This is a genomic window from Methylosinus sp. H3A (assembly GCF_015709455.1).
Taxonomy (GTDB): domain Bacteria; phylum Pseudomonadota; class Alphaproteobacteria; order Rhizobiales; family Beijerinckiaceae; genus Methylosinus.
On the sequence record NZ_JADNQW010000008.1, the window covers coordinates 62,503 to 82,484 of the forward strand.

At 64.4% G+C, this 19,982-nt stretch carries 16 protein-coding genes and 1 pseudogene; 2 read left to right on the top strand and 15 right to left on the bottom strand.

Features of this window, described 5'->3' with window-relative positions:
• Positions 1-163 precede the first annotated feature (163 nt).
• Positions 164-3,493: a hypothetical protein gene (locus tag IY145_RS24830; protein ID WP_210332903.1), complete on the top strand. Its 3,330-nt coding sequence runs from the start codon at positions 164-166 to the stop codon at positions 3,491-3,493.
• 36 nt (positions 3,494-3,529) lie between these two features.
• On the opposite strand, the gene IY145_RS24835 is transcribed toward IY145_RS24830, so the two are convergent.
• From IY145_RS24835 to IY145_RS24845, 3 genes are all read right to left on the bottom strand, one after another.
• Positions 3,530-5,020, bottom strand: coding sequence for a glycoside hydrolase family 15 protein (locus tag IY145_RS24835; RefSeq protein WP_196410933.1), 1,491 nt, complete (start codon positions 5,018-5,020; stop codon positions 3,530-3,532).
• 47 nt (positions 5,021-5,067) lie between these two features.
• Positions 5,068-6,735 carry an ABC transporter ATP-binding protein/permease gene (locus tag IY145_RS24840; RefSeq protein WP_246722443.1) on the bottom strand — a complete coding sequence of 556 codons (1,668 nt, stop codon included), beginning with the start codon at positions 6,733-6,735 and terminating at the stop codon, positions 5,068-5,070.
• Positions 6,736-6,948: 213 nt separating this feature from the next.
• On the bottom strand, positions 6,949-7,152 hold the full coding sequence (locus tag IY145_RS24845) for an ABC transporter permease (RefSeq protein WP_210332904.1): 204 nt from the start codon (positions 7,150-7,152) through the stop codon (positions 6,949-6,951).
• Positions 7,153-7,216: 64 nt separating this feature from the next.
• On the opposite strand from IY145_RS24845, the gene IY145_RS24850 reads away from it, so the two are divergent.
• A protein-coding gene (locus IY145_RS24850) for an IS5 family transposase (protein WP_196406395.1) occupies positions 7,217-7,977 on the top strand; the annotation gives its coding sequence in 2 pieces (ribosomal slippage) (positions 7,217-7,550 and positions 7,550-7,977; 762 coding nt in all).
• A 170-nt stretch (positions 7,978-8,147) separates the two neighbouring features.
• Here the strand turns inward: IY145_RS24850 and IY145_RS24855 are convergent.
• The 12 genes and pseudogenes from IY145_RS24855 to IY145_RS24905 all read right to left on the bottom strand — a co-directional run.
• Positions 8,148-9,872: a ShlB/FhaC/HecB family hemolysin secretion/activation protein gene (locus tag IY145_RS24855; protein WP_196410935.1), complete on the bottom strand. Its 1,725-nt coding sequence runs from the start codon at positions 9,870-9,872 to the stop codon at positions 8,148-8,150.
• 29 nt (positions 9,873-9,901) lie between these two features.
• The gene (locus tag IY145_RS24860) at positions 9,902-13,111 is read right to left on the bottom strand and encodes a beta strand repeat-containing protein (protein WP_312030669.1); all 3,210 of its coding nucleotides are present in this window, start codon (positions 13,109-13,111) and stop codon (positions 9,902-9,904) included.
• Between the two features lie 396 nt (positions 13,112-13,507).
• Positions 13,508-14,356 carry a molybdate ABC transporter substrate-binding protein gene (gene modA, locus IY145_RS24865; protein ID WP_196410937.1) on the bottom strand — a complete coding sequence of 283 codons (849 nt, stop codon included), beginning with the start codon at positions 14,354-14,356 and terminating at the stop codon, positions 13,508-13,510.
• Positions 14,357-15,207: 851 nt separating this feature from the next.
• Positions 15,208-15,768: a type II secretion system protein GspM gene (gene gspM, locus IY145_RS24870; RefSeq protein WP_196410938.1), complete on the bottom strand. Its 561-nt coding sequence runs from the start codon at positions 15,766-15,768 to the stop codon at positions 15,208-15,210.
• A 3-nt stretch (positions 15,769-15,771) separates the two neighbouring features.
• Complete coding sequence (locus tag IY145_RS24875; protein WP_196410939.1) at positions 15,772-16,731, bottom strand: PilN domain-containing protein; 960 nt, start codon at positions 16,729-16,731, stop codon at positions 15,772-15,774.
• A gap of 87 nt (positions 16,732-16,818) precedes the next feature.
• Positions 16,819-17,151 (bottom strand): hypothetical protein, encoded by a 333-nt coding sequence (locus tag IY145_RS26395; RefSeq protein WP_409455335.1) that lies wholly within the window; start codon positions 17,149-17,151, stop codon positions 16,819-16,821.
• 74 nt (positions 17,152-17,225) lie between these two features.
• On the bottom strand, positions 17,226-17,450 hold the full coding sequence (locus IY145_RS26400; protein WP_312030671.1) for a hypothetical protein: 225 nt from the start codon (positions 17,448-17,450) through the stop codon (positions 17,226-17,228).
• A gap of 267 nt (positions 17,451-17,717) precedes the next feature.
• On the bottom strand, positions 17,718-18,482 hold the full coding sequence (locus IY145_RS24885; protein WP_196410941.1) for a type II secretion system protein J: 765 nt from the start codon (positions 18,480-18,482) through the stop codon (positions 17,718-17,720).
• Between the two features lie 14 nt (positions 18,483-18,496).
• On the bottom strand, positions 18,497-18,916 hold the full coding sequence (locus IY145_RS24890) for a prepilin-type N-terminal cleavage/methylation domain-containing protein (RefSeq protein WP_196410942.1): 420 nt from the start codon (positions 18,914-18,916) through the stop codon (positions 18,497-18,499).
• The gene (locus tag IY145_RS24895) at positions 18,906-19,349 is read right to left on the bottom strand and encodes a prepilin-type N-terminal cleavage/methylation domain-containing protein (RefSeq protein ID WP_196410943.1); all 444 of its coding nucleotides are present in this window, start codon (positions 19,347-19,349) and stop codon (positions 18,906-18,908) included. The genes IY145_RS24890 and IY145_RS24895 overlap by 11 nt, the downstream gene beginning before the upstream one ends.
• The gene (gene gspG, locus IY145_RS24900; protein WP_196410944.1) at positions 19,336-19,800 is read right to left on the bottom strand and encodes a type II secretion system major pseudopilin GspG; all 465 of its coding nucleotides are present in this window, start codon (positions 19,798-19,800) and stop codon (positions 19,336-19,338) included. Before gspG ends, IY145_RS24895 begins: the two co-directional genes overlap by 14 nt.
• Positions 19,797-19,982 (bottom strand): annotated as a pseudogene (locus IY145_RS24905) (type II secretion system F family protein); the annotation flags it as partial. The pseudogene IY145_RS24905 and the gene gspG, both read right to left, overlap by 4 nt.

The window sequence follows — 19,982 nt, forward strand, 5'->3', positions numbered from 1 at the left end:
CGCCGACTGCGCTGGGGTATGGCGCTTGGAACGGGCGGCCGAGGACGCATATTCTGTTCCAAGCGGACGCAACATGCGCCGCCGAGACGAGGGTCACGCCGGCATGGAAGCAAACCCACCTCCGACAAGTCCTCGCCTGCTGAAGAGTGAGTCGGATCTGATCGTGGAAGCGAACGCCAATGGTTCGATCCGGCGCTTGCGGCGCCATGGGGTTCTGCTCAACCTGTTCCTCGGCAATGAGGTCGAGGGCGGACCCGCCAATATCTACCTGCGCGGCCTCGACGATGGGCGGGATGCGATCGGCTTGCTCGGACCACGCAGCGGCGCGGCCGCGCAGTTCGACGATCGAGGCATGACCGTCGAGGGCGCGTGGCGAGACATTCGCTTTTCCCTGACGCTCGTTCTCGCCCGATCCGCCGCCGCATGGTTCTGGCGTCTGGCGCTCGAAAATCGCGGCGACAAAGCCCAGCGGCTGGATATGATCTATGCGCAGGACCTGGGCCTGGCCGATTATGAAGCGGCGCGATCCAACGAATATTACGTCAGCCAATATGTCGATCACGCGCCACTGTCTCACCCGGAGCGCGGCGTCGTCGTCGCCTCCCGCCAGAACCAGACCGTCGACGGGCGCCATCCATGGTGCATCATCGGCTCGCTCGGGCGAGGGATCGGCTTCGCCACCGACGCCTTGCAGGTCAATGGTCTGTCCACGCGGGCGGGCGGCTCCCCGGAGGCGATGACGCGAGGCCTCCCGGGCAAGCGCCTCCAGCACGAGCATTCGCTGGCCGCCATACAGGATGCGCCGTTCCAACTCGCGCCGGGAGAGCGAATCGAGCGCGGCTTTTTCGGTTGGTTCGAGCCAGACCATTCGGCGCCGACGTCGGCTGCAGACACGGCTTTCGTTGATCGAGCCTCGGCGCTGCCCGAAGCGCGCTCCGCGTGGTTTGCCTGCGGGAAGGGGGGCGCGGTCCCGAATCCGTCGAGCTTGTTCTGCTCCGCGCCTCTCCTCGACGCGCTGGAGTTGACCGAAGGAGAAATCTCGCAACTCTTCGGCGAAGATCTCCGGCATGGGGAGCGGGAGAACGGGCGGCTTCTCTCCTTCTTCTGCGGCGAACGAAGCCATGTGGCGCTGAAAGCGAAGGAGCTGCGAACGCTGCGGCCTCATGGCCAGATCCTGCGCACCGGCGGTGGCTCGCTTCCCGAGGAGGCCGCGCTGACCTCGACGGTCTGGATGTCCGGCGTATTTCATTCGCAGCTGACGCAAGGCCATGTCGGCGTCGATCGGTTCCTTTCCGGGAGCCGGAGCTACCTCGGTCTGTTCCGCTCGCATGGCCAGCGACTGTTCGTGGACGGCGGAAGCGGCTGGCGCCTACTCGACGAGCCCTCGGCTTTCGAGATGACCCCAGACGCCTGTCGCTGGTTCTATAAGCACGAGGCCGGATTGATACGGGTCGAGAGCCGGGCGCTGACGGAAAGCCAGGAGCTGAGACTGTCTGTCGAGTTTCTCTCGGGTTCGCCGATGCGTTGCCTTCTGTCGAACCACATCGCCCTCGATGACGACGACGGCGCCGACGAGGCGCCGACGCGCTATGTTCGCGACGGCGAGGGTGTGTTCGTTCGAGCGGCTCCAGACAGCGAAATCGGGAGGCGCTTTCCCGGCGGCGGCTTCCGCATCGATCCACTACCCGGCGCGAACATCGAAAGCATCGCGGGGGACGAAGCTCTCTTCCCGGACGGCGTTTCGCGGCGCCAGCCCTTCCTCTGCCTGATCGTTTCGCCCGCGCGATCGATCGGCTTTCGCATCCTCGGCCGTCTGCTGCGGCCGCAGCCGCCGACGGGCGCGCCGGCCGATCGCTATTGGCGCGATATGTCCTCGGGCATGCGAATACACGCGCCCCCGAACGCCCCTCTGGCGCAGGACGCAGCGCGGATCGGCGAGATTCTGCCCTGGTTCGCGCAGAACGCGCTCGTCCATTATCTCGCGCCGAGGGGGCTCGAACAATTTTCCGGCGGCAGCTGGGGCGTCCGCGACGTCACGCAGGGGCCGGTCGAAATGCTTCTCGCTCTCGGCCGCTTCGACGCGCTGCGCGACATTCTGCGGCGCGTGTTCGCGCAGCAGAATCCCGACGGCGACTGGCCGCAATTCTTCGGCGTGTTCGCGCGGGAGAGACGCGATCGCGCCGACGACTCCCATGGCGACGTCGTTTTCTGGCCCTTGCTGGCGTTGGCGAGATATCTGACTGCCTCCCACGATCGCGATATCCTCGTCGAACGCATCCCCTTTTACGCAGAACGCGAGGATGCGATCGAGCCGACGCCGATCGAAGAACATGTCGAGCGAGCGCTCGATCTCATCGCCCGGCGCGTGATCCACGGAACGCGCCTCGCCGCCTATGGCCGCGGCGACTGGAACGACACGCTGCAGCCCGCCGACGCGAGCATGCGCGACACTTATTGCAGCGCCTGGACCGTGACGCTGCATTACCAGACCTATATCGCGCTCGCCGACGCTTATCTTCGTGAAGGCTCGGCTGCGAGGGCGGCGGATATCCGCGCCCGAGCGGAGCGAGTGAGGGAGGACTTCCAGCGCCTCTTGATCGTCGACGGCGTGGTCGCCGGACTGGCCTCATTCCGTGGCGCCGATCGCCGTGGAGCCGATCATTATCTGCTGCATCCACGCGATGCGGCGACGGGCGTCTCCTACAGCCTCATTCCGATGATCCATTCGATTATCGCCGGCCTTTTCACGCCCGCGCAGGCGCGCGAGCATCTTGCCATCATCGAGCGCCATCTGCTGGCGCCCGATGGCGCCAGGCTTTTCGATCGGCCGATCGAATATCGGGGCGGCGCGCAAAAATGCTTTCAGCGGGCGGAAACCGCCGCCTTCTTCGGCCGCGAGGTCGGGCTGATGTACACTCACGCGCATTTGCGCTATGCGGAGGCCTTGTGGCGTTACGGCGACGTCGATGGGTTCTTTCGCGCCCTTCGCCTCGCAAACCCCATCGGCATTCGCGACCTCACGCCCTCCGCGGCGCTACGCCAGTCGAATTGCTACTACACCAGCTCGGACGCCGACTTCGCCGATCGCTATGAGGCGCGCGACAATTACGATCGCGTCATGCGCGGAACGATCCCGACCGAGGGTGGTTGGAGGATCTATTCCAGCGGGCCGGGCGTCGCGGTCCGTTTGATCATCTGCTGCTTCCTCGGATTGACGCAGGAAAAATCGGCGCTCGTGCTCGATCCGGCGATCCCTCCGAGCCTGAACGGCTTGCGTGTCGAGATCGAGCTGTTCGGTCATGATTTCGAGGTGACCTATGCGGTCGACAAAGTCGGCTGCGGTCCCATCGGGACGAATCTAAATGGCGTCGACCTGCCTTTCCTTCGCCGCGAGAATCCTTACCGCGTCGGCGCCGCGGAAATCGCGATCGAATCCGTGCTGAGTCGGATCATCGACGATGGCGTGAACCGCCTGTATGTCAGGCTCGGCTGAGCACGAAAGAGAGAATGGCGCGCCATCGAAACCGGCTCAGCCGACTCGCGCTTCCTCTATCGCGAGAGCGGCGCGTCGGCGCGCCGCGACGGCTGAGATGAAACAGGCGTAGCTCCAGGTAAGATTGCGCGAAGATGTCGGCGCGCCGTCGTATCGGCTGAACTGTTCCGCCATCTCGCGCGACGCCGGCGTGTGTCGCCGCACCATTGCGAGATACATATCGCCGCGTCGAAGCGCCGCTTCGGCAAGCCGTTCTCGAAGCGGCGGCGCGAGCGCGCCCCGGGGAAGCGATTCCGCCGGCGCCTGCAGCAGCTCGGCCAGCGGCCCGCGACTCTCTTCGGAGACGACGACCGCCTCCCCCTCCGCGGCGGCCTGCGCGAGAAGAAAGGAATATTGCGCCGCGCCCAGTGTCGCGCCCAGTGTCGAGAAGTAATAGGCGCCGCCTGTGAAATAGCTGTCGCCGGCGTAGCGGCCGAGCGCCGGCGCGCAATCGGCGGGACGCGTCCGATTGATCGGATAGTCCTGCTCGAACAGATGCTCGAGCGCCGCCAGAGTCCCTAGCATTCTCGGATCGACGACGCTGTGCGGCCCTGCGCGCCGGCCCGCCTGGATCGCCCCGAGAACCACGGCTATGTCCAGGCGCCGCGGCGGCGGCGCATCCGGCGGCGGGGCTGCATCCGGGAGACGGCCGCGATAGACCCCGTCATGCGGATCGAAATGCGCGTCGAGCTCGGCGAGCAGCGCACACGCGACGTCAGCGCAGGCGGCCGCGCGCTCCGCGTCGCCCTCCGCCGCCAAAAACTCGGCGGCTGCGGCGAGCGCCGCCTGCTGGACGAGGCGCGTGTGATAGTGGAAGCCGAGATTTTCCTCCCAGAGATCGTAGCAAGGCCCCCGCCAGTGCGACAGCGTGTAATCGAGATCGTAGCGCAGCAACGCCGAGGCTGTTTCGCCCACCCGCTCGCGAAAGCCGTCCAAGGCGAAGCAGCGCACGACTGTGAGCGCGCGCAAGGCGAGTCCGTCACTCTGCGGCCGCGCCCATTTCATAAGGTCGATGCTTCCATCGGCGTTGTAGCGCGTTTCGCCGAGCGCTCTGTCGCCGGTGATCTCGGCGATCTCCTCACGTGAACGCAGATGTTGTCGGAAGGACGGCTCCACTGTTTCTGGATAGAAGCTTCGCTGCAAAAAGGATGGGCCGTCCAAACGACAGAGATCGAGGCTGAAGGCGACGAATTCAGTGAGATGCTCGATCGCGGACGGTTCGAGCGTTCCGTCTTCGATGGCTTCCCGCAGCGCGTCGGCGACGAGGGCGGAGTCCCGCAGCCAGTGAAAGAAATAGTCCGGATTGGGATCGTACGACGCCATCTCTGTCGACGCCACGATCGAGCCGAGCGTAGGACGGATCGTCTGCCCCAGCGCGGAGCGATGCTTCACGAGAGTCGTCGCAGAAACGGCGCGCGACATCGCCGTGGCGCAGAAGCGATACTGTTCCGCCGTCCATTCGAGGAGACCTTTGTCGCCGCCATTCACTCTCCGCCCTCCGAGCCTGCCCGCATTCGAATTTCACGAGGCGCTTCTCACGCGGCCTCGGGCTTTGCGCCGATTGGCGCGAGACGCGGCCCCTTCGGGTCGAAGACGAGCCGCAAGATTCGATTGTAATGCGAGGCCTCCGCGCGCGGGCCGCCGATGACGAGCAGCGACGTCGACGAGAGCTCATTGGCGAGCGCCTCGAAGACCAAATCCCGCCTCTCCGGCGAGATCGCCTCGATCGCTTCGTCCACGACCACCCAATCGGGCTTGTGCAGGAGCAGCCGCGCAAAGGCGAGGCCGAGCTGCTCCTCATGCGTGAGCTCCTGGTCCCAGCGCGCCGATCGATAAAGATCGGGGCCGAGATAGCCAAGATCGAGACTCGTCAGCGCGGCGAGCAGCTGCTCATCCTGAAAGGCGTCCGGCGGCCCGGGATAAGCGAGGATATGACGCAGGTCGCCGTCCGGAATGAAGGGACGTTTTGGCATGAACATGACCCGAGCGGGCAAGGGAAGCTCGATGCGGCCCGAGCCCCAGGGCCAAAGACCCGCGATGGCGCGAAACAGGCAGGTCTTGCCCGAGCGCGCCGCGCCGACGATCAATATGCGCGCGCCGCGCGAGGCCTCCACATGGCTTTCGCTCAATCGGATGCTTCCCGTGGGGAGCGACACTTGCAATTCGTCGAGAACCAATCGCTCGCTCGCCGCTTCGCCGAATTCGATTCTGCTCGTGGCCTCGCCGATCTTGTCCACTTCGAGGAGAGCGAGACGGAAGGCGCCGACGCGATGCAAGGTCGCGCGCCAATCCGCGATCGCGCCGGCGTTGTCGACGAACCAGCGCAGCGACTGCTGGACCTGGGTGAAGGCGCCGGCGCTCATCAGCAGGCCGCCGAGGGTGAGATCGCCGCTGAAGAAGGCGGGCGCCGCGACGACGATGGGCCCGACGATCGTGAACCAGCCATATCCCGCCGTCACCCAGCTCAAATTGGTGGTTGCGCGCACGAGCTCGCGTAGCACGACGAGCAGGCGGTCGAAGGTCAGGTCGAGCTTCTGTTCTTCCTCCGCTTCGCCCCGATAGACGGCCACGCCCTCGCTATGCTCATTGACGTGAACGAGCGCGAAACGCATGTCGGATTCGCGCGCGTAATGTTCGGCGTTGAGACCGACGAGCGGGTGGCCGACGAGCCAGCTCGCGAGCGAGGCGGCGCCCGCATAGAACAGAGCGCTCCACACCATATAGCCCGGGATGACGACGCTGCTGTCCCAAAAATGGAGCGTCACGCCCTTAGAAAGGCCCCACAGCACTCCGATGAAGCAGGCGAGCAGCAGCGCCGCCTGCAACAGGCCGACGCCGAGATCGGTGGTGAGCTCACTGAGATGGCGAGCGTCCTCGTGAACGCGCTGATCGGGATTGACGCCGATGTCGCCGACGCCGGCGAGCAGGAAGGCGCGTTTCGGCGCAAGCCATTGGGAGAAGAGATCGCGCGTCAATCTCTTCCGCAATTCGACGCGCGACATTTGATTGAGCCATGTCTGAGCGACGTTCAGAACGAGCAATGCGCCGGCGATGACGGCGAAGACGCCGAGCTGATGCGCGAATCCTTCCGAGTCGCGCCGGGCGAGCGCGTCATAGAAAGGCTGATTCCAGGCGTTGAGTGCGATCTGGCCGTAGGCGGTCGCACCGATGACGACGATGAGCGCGGTCCAAATGCCGATCAAAACGCGTCGCTCCGGCGAGCCCCAGAGAACCTGCCCGAGAGTCAGAGCCTCGCGCGCGAACTCTCGAGATATCCATCCTGGCTCCGCGACCGGCCCGGGTCGTGTAGATGCGTCCTTTGCCATCTTCGGCTAGATCTCCCGCTCTCGGCCAAATGCACGACTTCAGCGCCAAATCGCTTTCCTCGACAGCCGTTACGACAAGCAGCGGTCGAGCTATTCATAGCGCAGCGCCTGGATGGGGTCGAAATGAGCCGCCTTCCACGCGGGATAATAGCCGAAGAAGACGCCGACCGCCGCAGAGAACAGAAAGCCCACCGCGACCGCCACGAGAGAGACCGGCGAGGACCATTCGGAAAACAGCGAGACAATTCCCGAGACCGCGACGCCCAGGACAATGCCGGCGAGCCCGCCGGTCACCTAGGCTCAGGACCTATTAATTTGGAGTGAGGCGTGATTCAAGGTCTCCGAAATGGAGGCTTTGATGGGTGATTTGTTTTTGCTGAGCGAAGCGGAGATGGCGCGAATTTCCCCTCACTTTCCCTTGGCGCACGGCGTGCCGCGGGTGGACGACCGCCGCGTGGTCAGCGGGATCGTCTACGTCATCAAGAATGGCCTGCAATGGAAGGACGCCCCGAAGGAGTATGGGCCGCCCAAGACGCTCTACAATCGCTTCATCCGTTGGAGCCGGCTCGGCGTCTTCGATCGTATCTTCGCCGCGCTCGCGGGAGAAGGGCCGAAGCCGGAGCGGATCATGATCGACTCCACTCATCTGAAAGCGCATCGGACGGCGGCGAGCCTCCTAAAAAAGGGGCTCTTTCCCGCTGTATCGGCCGCACGAAAGGCGGGCTGAACTCCAAGCTCCACGTCGTTTGCGACGGCGCCGGCAAGCCGCTTGTCATGATGTTGACCGAAGGGCAGATGAGCGATCACAAAGGCGCGAGGCCGATGCTCGACGCGCTGCCGCCGTCCTCGGCCCTGATCGCAGATCGCGGCTACGACAGCGACTGGTTTCGGCGAGCGCTCGCGGAACGCGGGACCGAGCCCTGCATTCCGCCGACAAAGAGCCGTAAGAAGCCTCTCGATTACGACAAGGCGCTCTACCGGCAACGTCATAAGATCGAGAACCTCTTCGCCAAGCTCAAAGACTGGCGGCGCATCGCCACCCGTTACGATCGATGCGCGCACGCCTTCTTCTCCGCCATATGCATCGCCGCCGCTGTCGCCTTCTATCTCAATCAATGAGTCCTGAGCCTAGACCTCGGTGCTTGCCGCCTGAACCAAACAACGCCCGAACCCAACTCATGGCCGTTCGTGAAATTTGCGCCACAGCCCGATGTACGGACGCGCGAGCATCGAACGGCTTCGCGCGCGGATCCTGCCACTGCAGGATTCTCATTTTGAAGCAGAGCCCCTCAGAAGGTGAACCCGACCTGCAACAGCCCCTTCGTGTGACGGTCGTAAGCCGTCGCGCCGCTGTTCGTCCCATAGGTATGCGCGGCTTGCGCCTTGAGCACCAGCAGGCTACCGCCGCCTATGTCATAGGTCGCATAATAGCCGACGCCGAGATCGTTCACCCCCGTATAGCTGCGCTGCGTCGTCGTGTAGGAGCCGTTCTCCAGCCACACCCCGCCTATGTCGGTGAAGACGCCGAGCGCATGGCGGTAATTCTCGATCTGCGGCAGCGCATATTTCAATTCCGGCGTCACTATATAGCCGCTGTCGCCGGCGAGGCCTTCGTCGAAGGAGCGAACACCCCAAAAGCCGCCGAGACTGAATTGCTCGCTGGTGTCGAGATTGCCGAAAAGCGCCTTTTGCGCGCGCAGATGAGTCGACAGCGAAAACTTCTCGTCGAGCGCCACTGTCGCATTGATCGAGAGATTGATGCGATAGAAATTGCCGACCGTGTCGGCGCCGGCGCGGTTCTGAATCTTCTGCGTGACGTCGAGATAATTCACATAGCCGGAGGTGAAGGACAGCGTCGAGCTCGTCGCCAGCGGCAGGCCGAACAAATCCTGCGCCGTATCGCGCGTGACGCCGAGCGTGCCGAGCGCGATGTTGCGATTGGCGGTCGAGGTGTCGGCGATCCTGTCGTTGAGCCATTTATGCGTGAAATTCGCCCACAGCGAAATGCTCTCCTCGCGTTGGCGTATCAGCGCATAGCTCAGCGTCCCGGTCAGCGCATAGGCGCTGCCGGTGGCGTCGAGATCCTTATAGGCGCCGCCGAGCGCATAAGTCGTGCGATAGGCGCCGATCTCGGCGCGCAGCCCGTCATAGCCGAGCGGCAGTGAATAGGCGATGCGGCCATTGGCGAGCGCGGCGCGCTCGGAGACGATCGCAGAGCCCGACAGGCGATCGCCGAAGCCGAGCGGCGAATTGATATTGAAGCCGCCGTTCAGACGGTCACGACCCGTATAGGGCGAGCCGAAATTATCGCCGAGCAGATAGCCCTCGACGCGCTTTCCCTCCGGCACGGCGAATTGAAAGTCCGATGTCTCTTGGCGCTGGCCGGGCGAGACCGCGATGCGCGGCACGCCGGCGGCGGGGAGATCGGAGACGAGCAGCAATGCACGCTCCAGCGCATCCTTATGGATGAGCGCTTCGTCCTCGAGCGCGGTGTCGACAACGCCTTGCAGAAAGTCTGTGTCGACGGCGGAAGAGTTCTTGACGAGCACGCTGCCATATTTGCCGATGACGAGCTTGATCTTCAAAGAGCCATGGCGCGCATCCTGCGCCGGCACAAAGGCTTTGGCGACGAGATAGCCTTTGGCGCGATAGAGCAGCGTAATTTTATCCGCGGCGCCGTAGATATCGCCGAGCGTGAGCTTGCGGCCTTCATAGGGCGTGAGAATCTCGCGCAGCTCGGAGTCTTGGACGAGAAGCGGACCTTCGACCACGAAATGCTCGACGAACAGCGTCTCTTTGTTGGCGAGAGTGAAGCGCGGCTCGGCGAGTTGGGGCAGCACGGGCGCTCCGCTCTGCCGTGGCGGCGCGGGCCGCGCTTCCTCGGCCTGACGGACGGCGTCGCCGATATTATAGGGCAGGATCGGCGTCGGCGCGCTCTGCGCGAAGGCCTGCGGCGCGGCGAGGAGAAGCGCCTGCGTGGCGGCGCAGGAGAGGAGGAGAACACGGAGTTTCATTTGGATCGACTTTTCTGATGGAAAACGGGTCACTGGGCTTTCGGCGCGGGCGCGAGATCCCTGCTATTGGGACCGAGGTCGAAATGCTGCCCATCGATGTCGATGCTGCGGATGCGCGCGCGATAGCCGGCGCCGGGCGAAGGGGCATGGGCCCTGCGCGCGCCGTCCGCGGTCGCCGCGGATGCATGGCGCGCAGGCGCGCGCGCGGCTGGAAGCGGCGTCTGCGTCGACTCCTGGCCCGTCAGCTTATCATCGACATTCGCCGAGGCGTTGGCCGAGGCGACCGCGGCTCTGCCCGCGGCTGTCGAGGCCGCCGCCTTCGGAAGAGTCTTCGAGGCGGCCTGCGCGGCGTCGGAGATCACATTGCCGGCCGCCGCGGCCGTCCGCTGCGTCGCGGCGAGCTGCGCGGCGGCGCGCGCCTCCGCCTTCACGTCATGATAGGAATTATTCGCGATCGCGCCTAGCTTGCCGGTATTGTTTCCGATCAAGCCGCCTGCGTTCGCACCGCCCGACACGCTGCCGGTCGCCGTCGAATTCGTGACCGAGCCGATCCGCGTTCCCGTGTTCTGAACTAAATCTATGTTTCTCCCGACCAGGGCTCCCACATCGCTTCTGCCGGAAACGTCGCCGCTCGCAAAAGCGCTGTCGATCGCGCCGCTGTTGACGCCGACGAGGCCGCCGGCCCATCCGAGCAGGCCCGTCGCTGTCACATTGCCGGTGGCGGATACGTTGGAGAGGCTGCCGTTGTTGCTGCCGAGCAATCCTCCGACCGAGTTGAGACCGGTCACATTGCCGCTGGCGGAGGAATTGGAGATGCTGCTCAGGCTGGCGCTTCCGGCGAGGCCTCCGACATTCGTGCCATTGACGCCGGCGCTCACATTTCCGGACGCGCTCGAGCCCGTAATGGTGGCGGTGGTGGTGGAGACGACGACGACCTTGCCGCCGACGAGAGCGAGATTATTGACTCCCGACAGGCTGCCGACAAGGCCGCCGACATTGCTCACCCCATAGGTGCTGTCGGGCGCATTGACGGTCACGTTTCCGGACGCCCAGCTATTCGTGATCGCTCCGCCAGATTCACTGCCGACCAACCCGCCGATCGCGCCGCCGCTCGTTCCCGTGGTGTTTGTCCAATTCACCGTCACATTGCCGGTGGCGTAGGAGTTGGTGATCGTGTTGACAATGGAGCTATTGTTCTGGGCCAATCCGACTAGGCCGCCGATGTAGGACGTGTCATTCGCGTTCATATCTCCAGTGGAGTAGGAGTTGGAAATTGTGCCGCCATTGCTCTGCCCGACGAGGCCGCCGACATTGGTGCCTCTGCCCAATATAGTGATCGCCACATTGGTATGGGAGTTGGTGATGACGCCGAGATCCGATCCGACCAGCCCGCCGATATTACTCGCGGGGGTCGTGGTGACGGGCGTCGTCAAAGTTCCCGTGACATAGGAATTGTCGATCACCCCCGTGCCCCAATTCACCGCGACAAGCCCGCCCACGGTCAAGAGGCCGTTGATCGTCAAATTCGACGCATAGGCGTTTGTGATCTTGCCCCAATTTTCTGCGACGAGCGAAGCGACTCGGACGCTCGCAGTCGAGCCCGTGATGCTGGCGCCGACGAGCCCGATATCGCGAACTGCGGCTGCGGAGTTCGTCTGCGCGCCGAGTATTCCGATCAGCCCGATATCGCCATTTCCGGCGCTATCGTTGATCGTCAGATTTGCGACCGTATGGCCGAGGCCTGCGAGCGTGCCGGCCAATGTCGGGACGACCGCGCTCGTATAGGTCGTGCCGGACGCGTCCAGATTCTGCGCCAGCGCATAATAGCCGGAGCCGCCGCTGATGGCGGCGAGATCGCTCATGCTGCGGATCAAACTATAGGCGTCGCCATTGATCTTCAGGCTCGCGCTGGCGCCGCTCAGCGTCACCGAGGCGCCATTGGCGGTGTTGACGCTGTAATTCGTCCCAGAGGCAGCGCTGCCGGTCGAGGCGTAATTGCCATAATTGAGGGCGAGCCCGGCGCTCGCGCCGGTCGCGGTGATAGAGGAATTGATATTGATGTTGTTCGTCGCGTTCAGCGTCAGTATCGTATTGGCCGCCCAGCTCACCGCGCTGTTGACGTTGAGATTGCCGTCCGTTCCGCCGCCATTGGTCGACGTCAAGGTGATATTATTGTTGGCGAGCAGACTGCCGAGCAGCGTTCCGGTGATGTCGCCGCCGCTCGCGGCGATGGTGAAGCCGTCGGGATCGATGATCCAGCTTCCCGTCTCGCCCGACGCGGCCGCCGTGGTGACGAGCGTCCCATCGGCGATCGTCACCTTCTCGCCGGAAGTGTCGATCGTTCCGCCCTTGCCGCCATTGGGCGCGGAAGCGTCCAGCGTGCCGGAAACCTTGGTCGTTCCGCCCTGCGCCAGCAGCTTGATCTTGCCGACGCGCACAGTCCCGCTCGTCGATGACGATCCGCCGGTCAGATCGGCGAGCGTGCGCGCCTGGATGATTCCGCTATTGTTCACTTGCGCCGACAGAACCGCATCGGCCGCGCGCGCGGTCATCACCACATTGCCGCCGTCGGCCTTGATCAGCCCCTTGTTCTCGACCAGCGCGTCATAGGTTCCCTTGTCGACGGTGACATCGAGCAGCGAATCGCCGCCGAAATTGAGCGTGATCTGCTCGCCGGAGGCGAGCGCGATCGTGCCGAGCTTGGCGCCGATCGTCCCCTCATTGGAGACAGCCCGGCCGAGCAGAGCGACATAGCCGCCATCGGCGGCGTTGATCGTCCCCTTATTGACGACGGAAGCGGCGGAAGAGCCGGAGAAAGTGTAATTGCCGGCCATGAAATTGGAATTGGAGATATCCAGCGTCGAGGCGACGAGCCCGCCGACATTCACCTGTGCGTCCTTGGTGAACATAATGCCGTTGGAATTGACGATGAACACCTTGCCATTGGCGTTGAGCGCGCCGGCGATGATGCTCTGCTCATTGCCGACGACGCGGTTGAGCGTCACCGACATCGCAGTGGGCTGGAGAAAATTGACGGTCTCACCCACGCCGATCGAAAAGCCCTGCCAATTGATAATGGCGCGATTGGTCGATTGCACGACGTTGGTGACGTTGGGCGTCGAGGAGATGGTCGCCGCGCCGTCGACGACGACGCCCCCCGTCGGATTGGCGAGCGCGAAGCTCGGCAGGGCAAGAATTGCCGCGATCGCCGTCATTGTCATGCAGGACGACTGCGACACGGGTGGCCGATCGAGTCGCGAGGGGCGGCCAGCGGCGACGCGACATAAGACTTTATAATCTTTTCGGTTCATCGAGCACGCCTTTTTGCGCCTGACTACTTTTATTATGTATTTGAACTACATTATCGAATAGAAAATGCTCCGGTCAAGGCGGGCGCAGGCATCAGGATGAGCAAATTTTGTGAATAGCCATATAAATTTGATGCATAACGATCAATCTCGATGCAGAGCGCCTTCGTACTCAGTTTTGGAGCCTGGGGCCCGGCGTCGCATCGAAGACTCCGGCTGGCGGGGCGGCATTGGGCGGATGCGAAAAATGCCGCCGCGGGAGCCGCGGCGGCATTCTCTTTGTCTTCGGCTCGTTTCAGCACGAATAAGCGAAGCTGCGCGCTATGCTCACGGAACGCCGTAGCAATAGTTCAGCAGCGTCGTGATCATCTGCGACTGCGGCGAGAGCGTGTGATCCGTCAAATAGGAGACGAAGGCGTTGAGTTCCGTATCCTGCGCGCTGGTCCGGCTGTGGGCGATGCGAAGGCCCGCCTGATTGATCGGGTCGTAATTATAGATCACCGGCGACACGCTGGTGTCCGTCGGCGGATAGACGAGCGCGTAACCGGAGCTCGGATAGGTTCCGGCGGAACAGATTTGCGAAAGCGCGACGAAGCCGACCGTCTCACTCCCGCTGTTGACGGCTTGGAAGGTCAAATCGATGTTCGAGTAGATGTTGACGAGGCTATTGCTGGAGAGCGGCGCAGTGAGACCATAGCGCCCCGTGAGCAATTGCGAAGCGGCCGCGCCATAGGGCGCGGTGCTGGGATTGGCGACCGCCACCTTGGAATAGGTGCTGGAGCTGTAGCCCGCGCTGACGTTCACCGACTTGGACCAGAAGGCGAGCGTGCCCACCGCATAGGTGAAAGGGCTACCGACGCCATAGCCGCTGGCGAGGCTCGCAGGAGTCGAGCTGTTGGCGGCGAGGAAGAGATCGACGCCGAGGCTATTGCCGCCGGTGATCTGGCTCGCGAGCGTACCGGTGGCGCCGCATTGGACCAGAGTGACCGTATATGACGGATTGGCCGTCTGGAACGCCGTAATCAGATCTCCTAATGGAGTCGGATCACCAGGATTCGGCGGAGCGCAGAAATTGGCTGCGGCAGAGACGTTGATATTCGTCGTAGCCAGCGCCGGCGATGCCCCTCCGGAGAAAAGCGACACGACAATCGCCACCGCAGACAGAACCGTCTTCATTTTGTATTTTTGCATACCCCATACCCCTTTCGTAAAAAGGCGCGACGCAAGCCGGCTATCCCGACTTACGGCTATCGTCTGAAGTATTATATTCGCTCATACGCATGGAATTCTAACATAGATATGCGTTATGAGTCGAAAGTATATTACCAACGATTTTTTGCCTGTCAAGCGTGCTTGTTTTTCAAAAAATGAAGATGTTGCACGACAGCAGGCTGTTTGTAGAAGCAAATCGCCTATTTTATTCGCGTCATGTGACGTTTAGATAGGCTATCGCTGATTTCGTCGGCTGGACAATATCTGGCGGGGACTCGTATGCTGTAATATATTATTCATATAATTTGTATCCTTTCGGTCCGCTGGCGCGAGCCGGCGCCCTCAATCGCCCTCGGAAGCTGGCGCATCGGGTAAAGGAGATGCGATCGCCGGGCGAACCGGCGACGCGAACAATGCGACGACATGACGACTCGCGTCCCGCCCGAAAACCACGCGCCGGGACGCAATTTCGACCACACGCCATCCTTCGATCTCGTCGTCTCTCCGCAAGCTGCGCATCCGAATCGGCGGCCCGGTCTTCACCAGCGCTCGCGCGCCGTTCCAATCGGTCACGACGCCCATCAGCGTGAGCCGCGGAGGCTCTGGCGGCGGAGGCGGCGCCTCGTCTCGGGGCGCCGCGGTGGGCGGAGGAGGAGGACGCCGACTCGCCGAAAACAGAGGCCGTCGCAGCGTCTCCGCCAGCTGCCCCGGCTCGAAGCGCGCCAAGGGGTTGAGACGGGCGCGTTCTCCTGCCTCTTGGGCGGAGGCGGCGCCGCAAGCGGCGACAAGTAAGGCGACCAGGAGGTGAAAGCGCCTCATATCCGAGTCCTCCGCCAGAGAGCGCGCAGATCCAAGGTGACGCGCAGCACCGGCGGCTCGGCGCCCCTCTGGCCGCCGCGTTGTGGCGAAACGGCGAGCGTATCGACGAACACATAGGGCACGCCGGTCTCGAGCTCGTAGAGCAGCGTCTGCAAGGGTGCGAGACCCATATCGAATGTCGCTCGGAGCCGCACCACGTCGGACGTGTCCTCGCGCGTCGTCGGTTGCGCGGCCGATGTCGTGACGCTCGCATGCTGCGCGACGACGAGCCTCGTGAGATGGGCCTGCAACAAGGCGCTCGCCTGGCCTTGCGTCGGCGCGGCGAAAAAGGCCGCCTCGGGCGCGAACACGGCTTTGCCGCCTCGGGCGCCGCTGCTGCCTTGCGCCGCCTCCACCTGCGCGAGAATAGCGCGCCGCTGCGCCGCCTCCTCGGCGGCCTCGCTCCAAGAACCGAGGGCGAAGACCGCGGCGGCGGCGAAGCAAGCCACGAGAAGGGCGAGCGCGCCGAGCGCGAGACTCTGTGCGCGATCGAGCTGGAAATCGAAACCGATCCGCATGGATCACTTTCCCTTTTTCGTGGCGGCGGCGAGCTGCGCCTCTATGCCGAAGCGAAACAGCCTGCCGTCGGAAGCGCGCGTCGTCGGAGCAGAAAAATGCGCGTCGAAGAATCGTCCGGTCTTTTCCAGAGCGTCGATGAGCGGCGGGGCGTCTTCGGCGAGCCCGGATATGCGCAGCTTGCCGCCCTCCAAGCCGAAGCTCTCGAGAAAAGCGCTGTCCGGAATGGCGCGCGTGAGTGCGTCGATGAGAGCGACGGCGGGCGTCGAGGCCTCTTTCCAGATCCAGGCGCGCTCGGGCGGCTGCAGAGCGGCGACGACGGCTGGGTTCTTGGCGGCGTCGGCGCGCTTTTGCAGCGCATGGGCGCGCGCCGCGAATGTTGCCGCCTCTTCCTGGAGCGCGCTGGCGGAAAGCGACGCCCCCAGCACGATGAGCGCGCAGAGCGCGACATAAGCGCCGATCCCGCCGCCGACGAAAAGCCGCATGCGCCGACGCTGCGCCGCGTCGCTCTGCGTCGCCCCCTTCGCCCAGAAAACGATGGGCTCGTGGAACCCGTCCGCGACGCCGACGACGCGATCGACCGAAAGCCCCATTTCGGCGAGCGCGGCGCGGGTGGCGTCGATATCGGCTTTGCGCGCGATCAGCACCCGCGCCGTCACACGTCCGGCCTCCGCCGGCGTCGCTTTATGGCCATGCAATATCTGGCCGGCGGGCCAGGGCGAGAGACGATCGAGCTGATTGGCGACGACGCCGGCCAAAAACTCGCGAGCTTGCGCCGGCGCCACCAAAGTGCGCATGACGGTCATCTCGCGCGGCCATTCGAGCAGGACGAAGCCGCCGCGCGCACGTTGCGAGATCTCCTCCGGCAAAGTCGCGCCGATCGGGGCGGCGGCGAGGGGCGGCGCATCGGGATCGGCGCCCGAACGAAGCAGAATTCGATCGCCCGAGCGTGTGACGCGCAACACGTTTCGGTTGCGCCGTACGTCCGCGATAAGCAGGAGGAGGCCGAGAGAATGTCCAGCCAGCGGAGAAGAAGGTCGAAATTCGGCACTTCAGCGTGTCTCCGAAAAGCCGCCGGCATAGGCCGAAGCCCGGGGCGATTGGCGAAAGGCGAGAATTCGGTACGGCTCGCTGTCTTTCGGCAGCGTGACGATGATCGCCTCGGCCTCGGAGGCGAAACCGTCGGCGAGCGCGACCGCGATCTCGAGCCTCGCGACGCTGTGATCGGCGGGTTTCGCATAACGCACAGCGGGACCGAGAATTCCCTCGTAATCTGGCGCCTGGAGCGACCGCTCCGCGCGCGCGGTCAGCAGGCGCTCGATGCGCGCCTCCGTGATTTGCGGCAGCAGCCGGAGCGTTTCCGCCGGCGCTGTCGCGGCGTTCACCGTCGCCTCGCCGAAGACGGTGACATAAGGCGCGACGAGACGCGCATATTCGGCCTGAACGCCGGGAATCTGCGCTAATTGGTCGACATTGGTGAAGATCTGGTCGAAATGGCGTCTTTCGGACGATTCGGGCTTTTGCGCCGCCTTTGGAGCGGTCGCTTCGGCCGGCTCGCGCCGGCGCGAGATCGCCAGCGCGCGGCCTCTGCGTCCGGCGCGCCGAGGCCGGCGAGCAGAGAAGCGAGCGTCTCGACCGGCGCCTTGTTGATGTCGATGCGGCCGAGCTCGTCGCTGATCCGCACGCGTCCCTCGCCGTTCCGCAGGGAAAAACGCGTCTCGATCGGAAGCAGCGGCCGTCCGCGATATTTGATCAGCAGATCGGCGCCCGCCTCTATGCCAGCGGCGATCAGCGCCTCGGCCTGGATGCGGTCGCGATCGACCGCCAGCAGTCCCGCAAAAGCTGCGCAGGCTCGCCGAGGCCGCCATGGCGAGCGCCGAGAGCAGCGTGATCGTCCACAAGACGGCGACGAGGACGACGCCCCGACGCGAGCGGATGCTCCGGGGGGGCTTCATGTCGGCGCCCGCCGCGGCGCCGGCGACTGCGGCGCTTTCTTTGCCGCCGGAAGGCATTGCGCTTTGGCGCTCGCGCAGTCGGCCGGAGCGTCGGCGCGCAGCAGGAACTCCGCTCCCGGCGACAGGCTCGCGCCCGTCTCCGGGTCGCGCAGATCGAGGCGAAAGAGGCGCGGCAGCTCGCTCTCGCCGCGCCAAATTTCCCTCCAGCTCGCAACGTCCTTCTCGACCCGCGCATAGGCGAAGGAGATGTCGAAGCGCCCCTCGAGCAGCACGACATCGTCTCGAGCCTGCCCCCCATCGAGCCCAGCGCGTGGGCCGAGCCATGGCGTGCGCCGACGGATGAGACGCGCGCTCTCGCCGGCGCGCTCGACGGAGAGCGTGACGATCTCCTCCAGCGCCGCCTGCGCGCCGATGGCGCTCGCCGTCACGAAGACGACGCTTTGACCATCCCCGTCGAAAGCGACCCGAGCAGGCGGCTCCTCCGGCTTCTTGCCGGGCGCGTTGGCGGACGCCGGCGCTATGGCGCCGGAGGGCTTCAGCGCGACATAGCTCACCGCGCCGAAGTCGCGCGACAGACGCTCCATGGCGAGGGCGAAACGCTCGGCGTCGTTCACGCCGCGCGCCCCATGGTCGAAATGAGTGGCGACATGATGGGTGAGCGCCGCCGCCCCGACGATGATCGAGGAAGCCACGGCGAGGGCGGCGAGCGTCTCGACGAGAGTGAAGCCAGCGCGGCGTCCTGTCTCTGCCCTGCTTCGCAACGTCTTCCTCCCGTCTAAGGGACGAGCGCGAGGCGGATCGTCTCCGCCGCGATGGATTGACCACTGGAGCCCCAAGCGACCCGCGCCTCCACGCGATAGGCCGACCATTCGCGTTCATCGGCGCCCTCTTTTATCGGCGACGACTCCCGGAAGCTCGGCGTCTCGAGAAAGATCGGCTCGACGACGACGCGCCAACGAAAGCCGTCACGCTCCCCTTCCCGCGTCTCGAGAGGGCCGGCGCGGTCGAACGGAGCCTCGATGAGCGAGCGCAGCAGCTGCTCGGCCACGACGCGCCCCTTGCCCTTGGCGAGCGCGCCACGCGCATGAAAGAGCTGCGGGCCGAGCGCCGCGGCGAAGGCGGTCAGCAGGGCGAGCGCGACCAGCGCCTCGATGAGCGTGAAGCCGGCGCGGCGGCGGGCTCGGTCACGGCGCATCGACGGATACTCGTCCGCTGAACCAATCGACTCGCACATCATAGCGCACGCGCTCCTTGGCGAAGGCGAGAACCGCGCCCGTCGAGGCGCCGTCCGGCTCGAAACGCGCGACCCCCTGCAGATTGCCATTCGCCCCATCTGCGGCGAGAAGATCGAGCGAGACATCTCGAGGCACGGCGACTTTTCCGCCGCTCTCGCCGATCAGCACCCGTGTCGAGACATCGAGCGCGACATGACGGGGATGGCCGCTCAACATGGCGCCGAGCCGTTCTCGCCGCAGGAGCGCCGCCGCCTCGAGCACGACCGCTTTCAGCGTCGGTCGGCCCGAGCCGAAGGTCCATGTGACGACGAGAGCGGAGATCAGCGCGACGATCATCATCACCGCCATCATCTCGACGAGCGTGAAGCCTGCGCGCCACTCAATGTTCGACATTGGAGATATCCGCCGCCGCGCCCACGCCGCCCTCCTGCCCATCCGAGCCGAGCGAGACGATTTCGTAAGGCGGAACGTGATCGACGGGGAAGCGATACAAATAGGGCTTGCCCCAGGGGTCATTGGGCAGGCGCCCGCCTTTCACATAGGGACCGTTCCAAATATCCACGTCGCTCGGCCGCTGCACGAGCGCGGCGAGCCCCTCGGAAGAGGAGGGATAACGTCCGACGTCGATGTAGAAGAGATCGAGCGCCGAGGCGAAGCTCTCGATTTGCAAATGCGCCGTCTTCACGCGGGATTCGCCGAGATAATTGAGCACGCGCGGACCGACGAGGCCGAGGATGAGGCTGATGATGGTGAGAACCACCAGCATTTCGACGAGCGTGTAGCCGACGCGCGCGCCCTTCGGGATGCGACTGAGACCGTGATGCGGCGTGCAGGAGAGTGTCATTGGGCGAGATCCGTTATGCTGAGAAGAGCGCTCATGATCGAAGTGACGAGAGCGCCGACGAGGACACTGACGACGACGATGGCCGCTGGGCCGATCGCGCCCATGAGCCGATCGAGCCCGGCCCCGAGTCGATGCTCGTAGAATTGCATCACATGGGCGGCGATCGCGGGCAGATCGCCGGT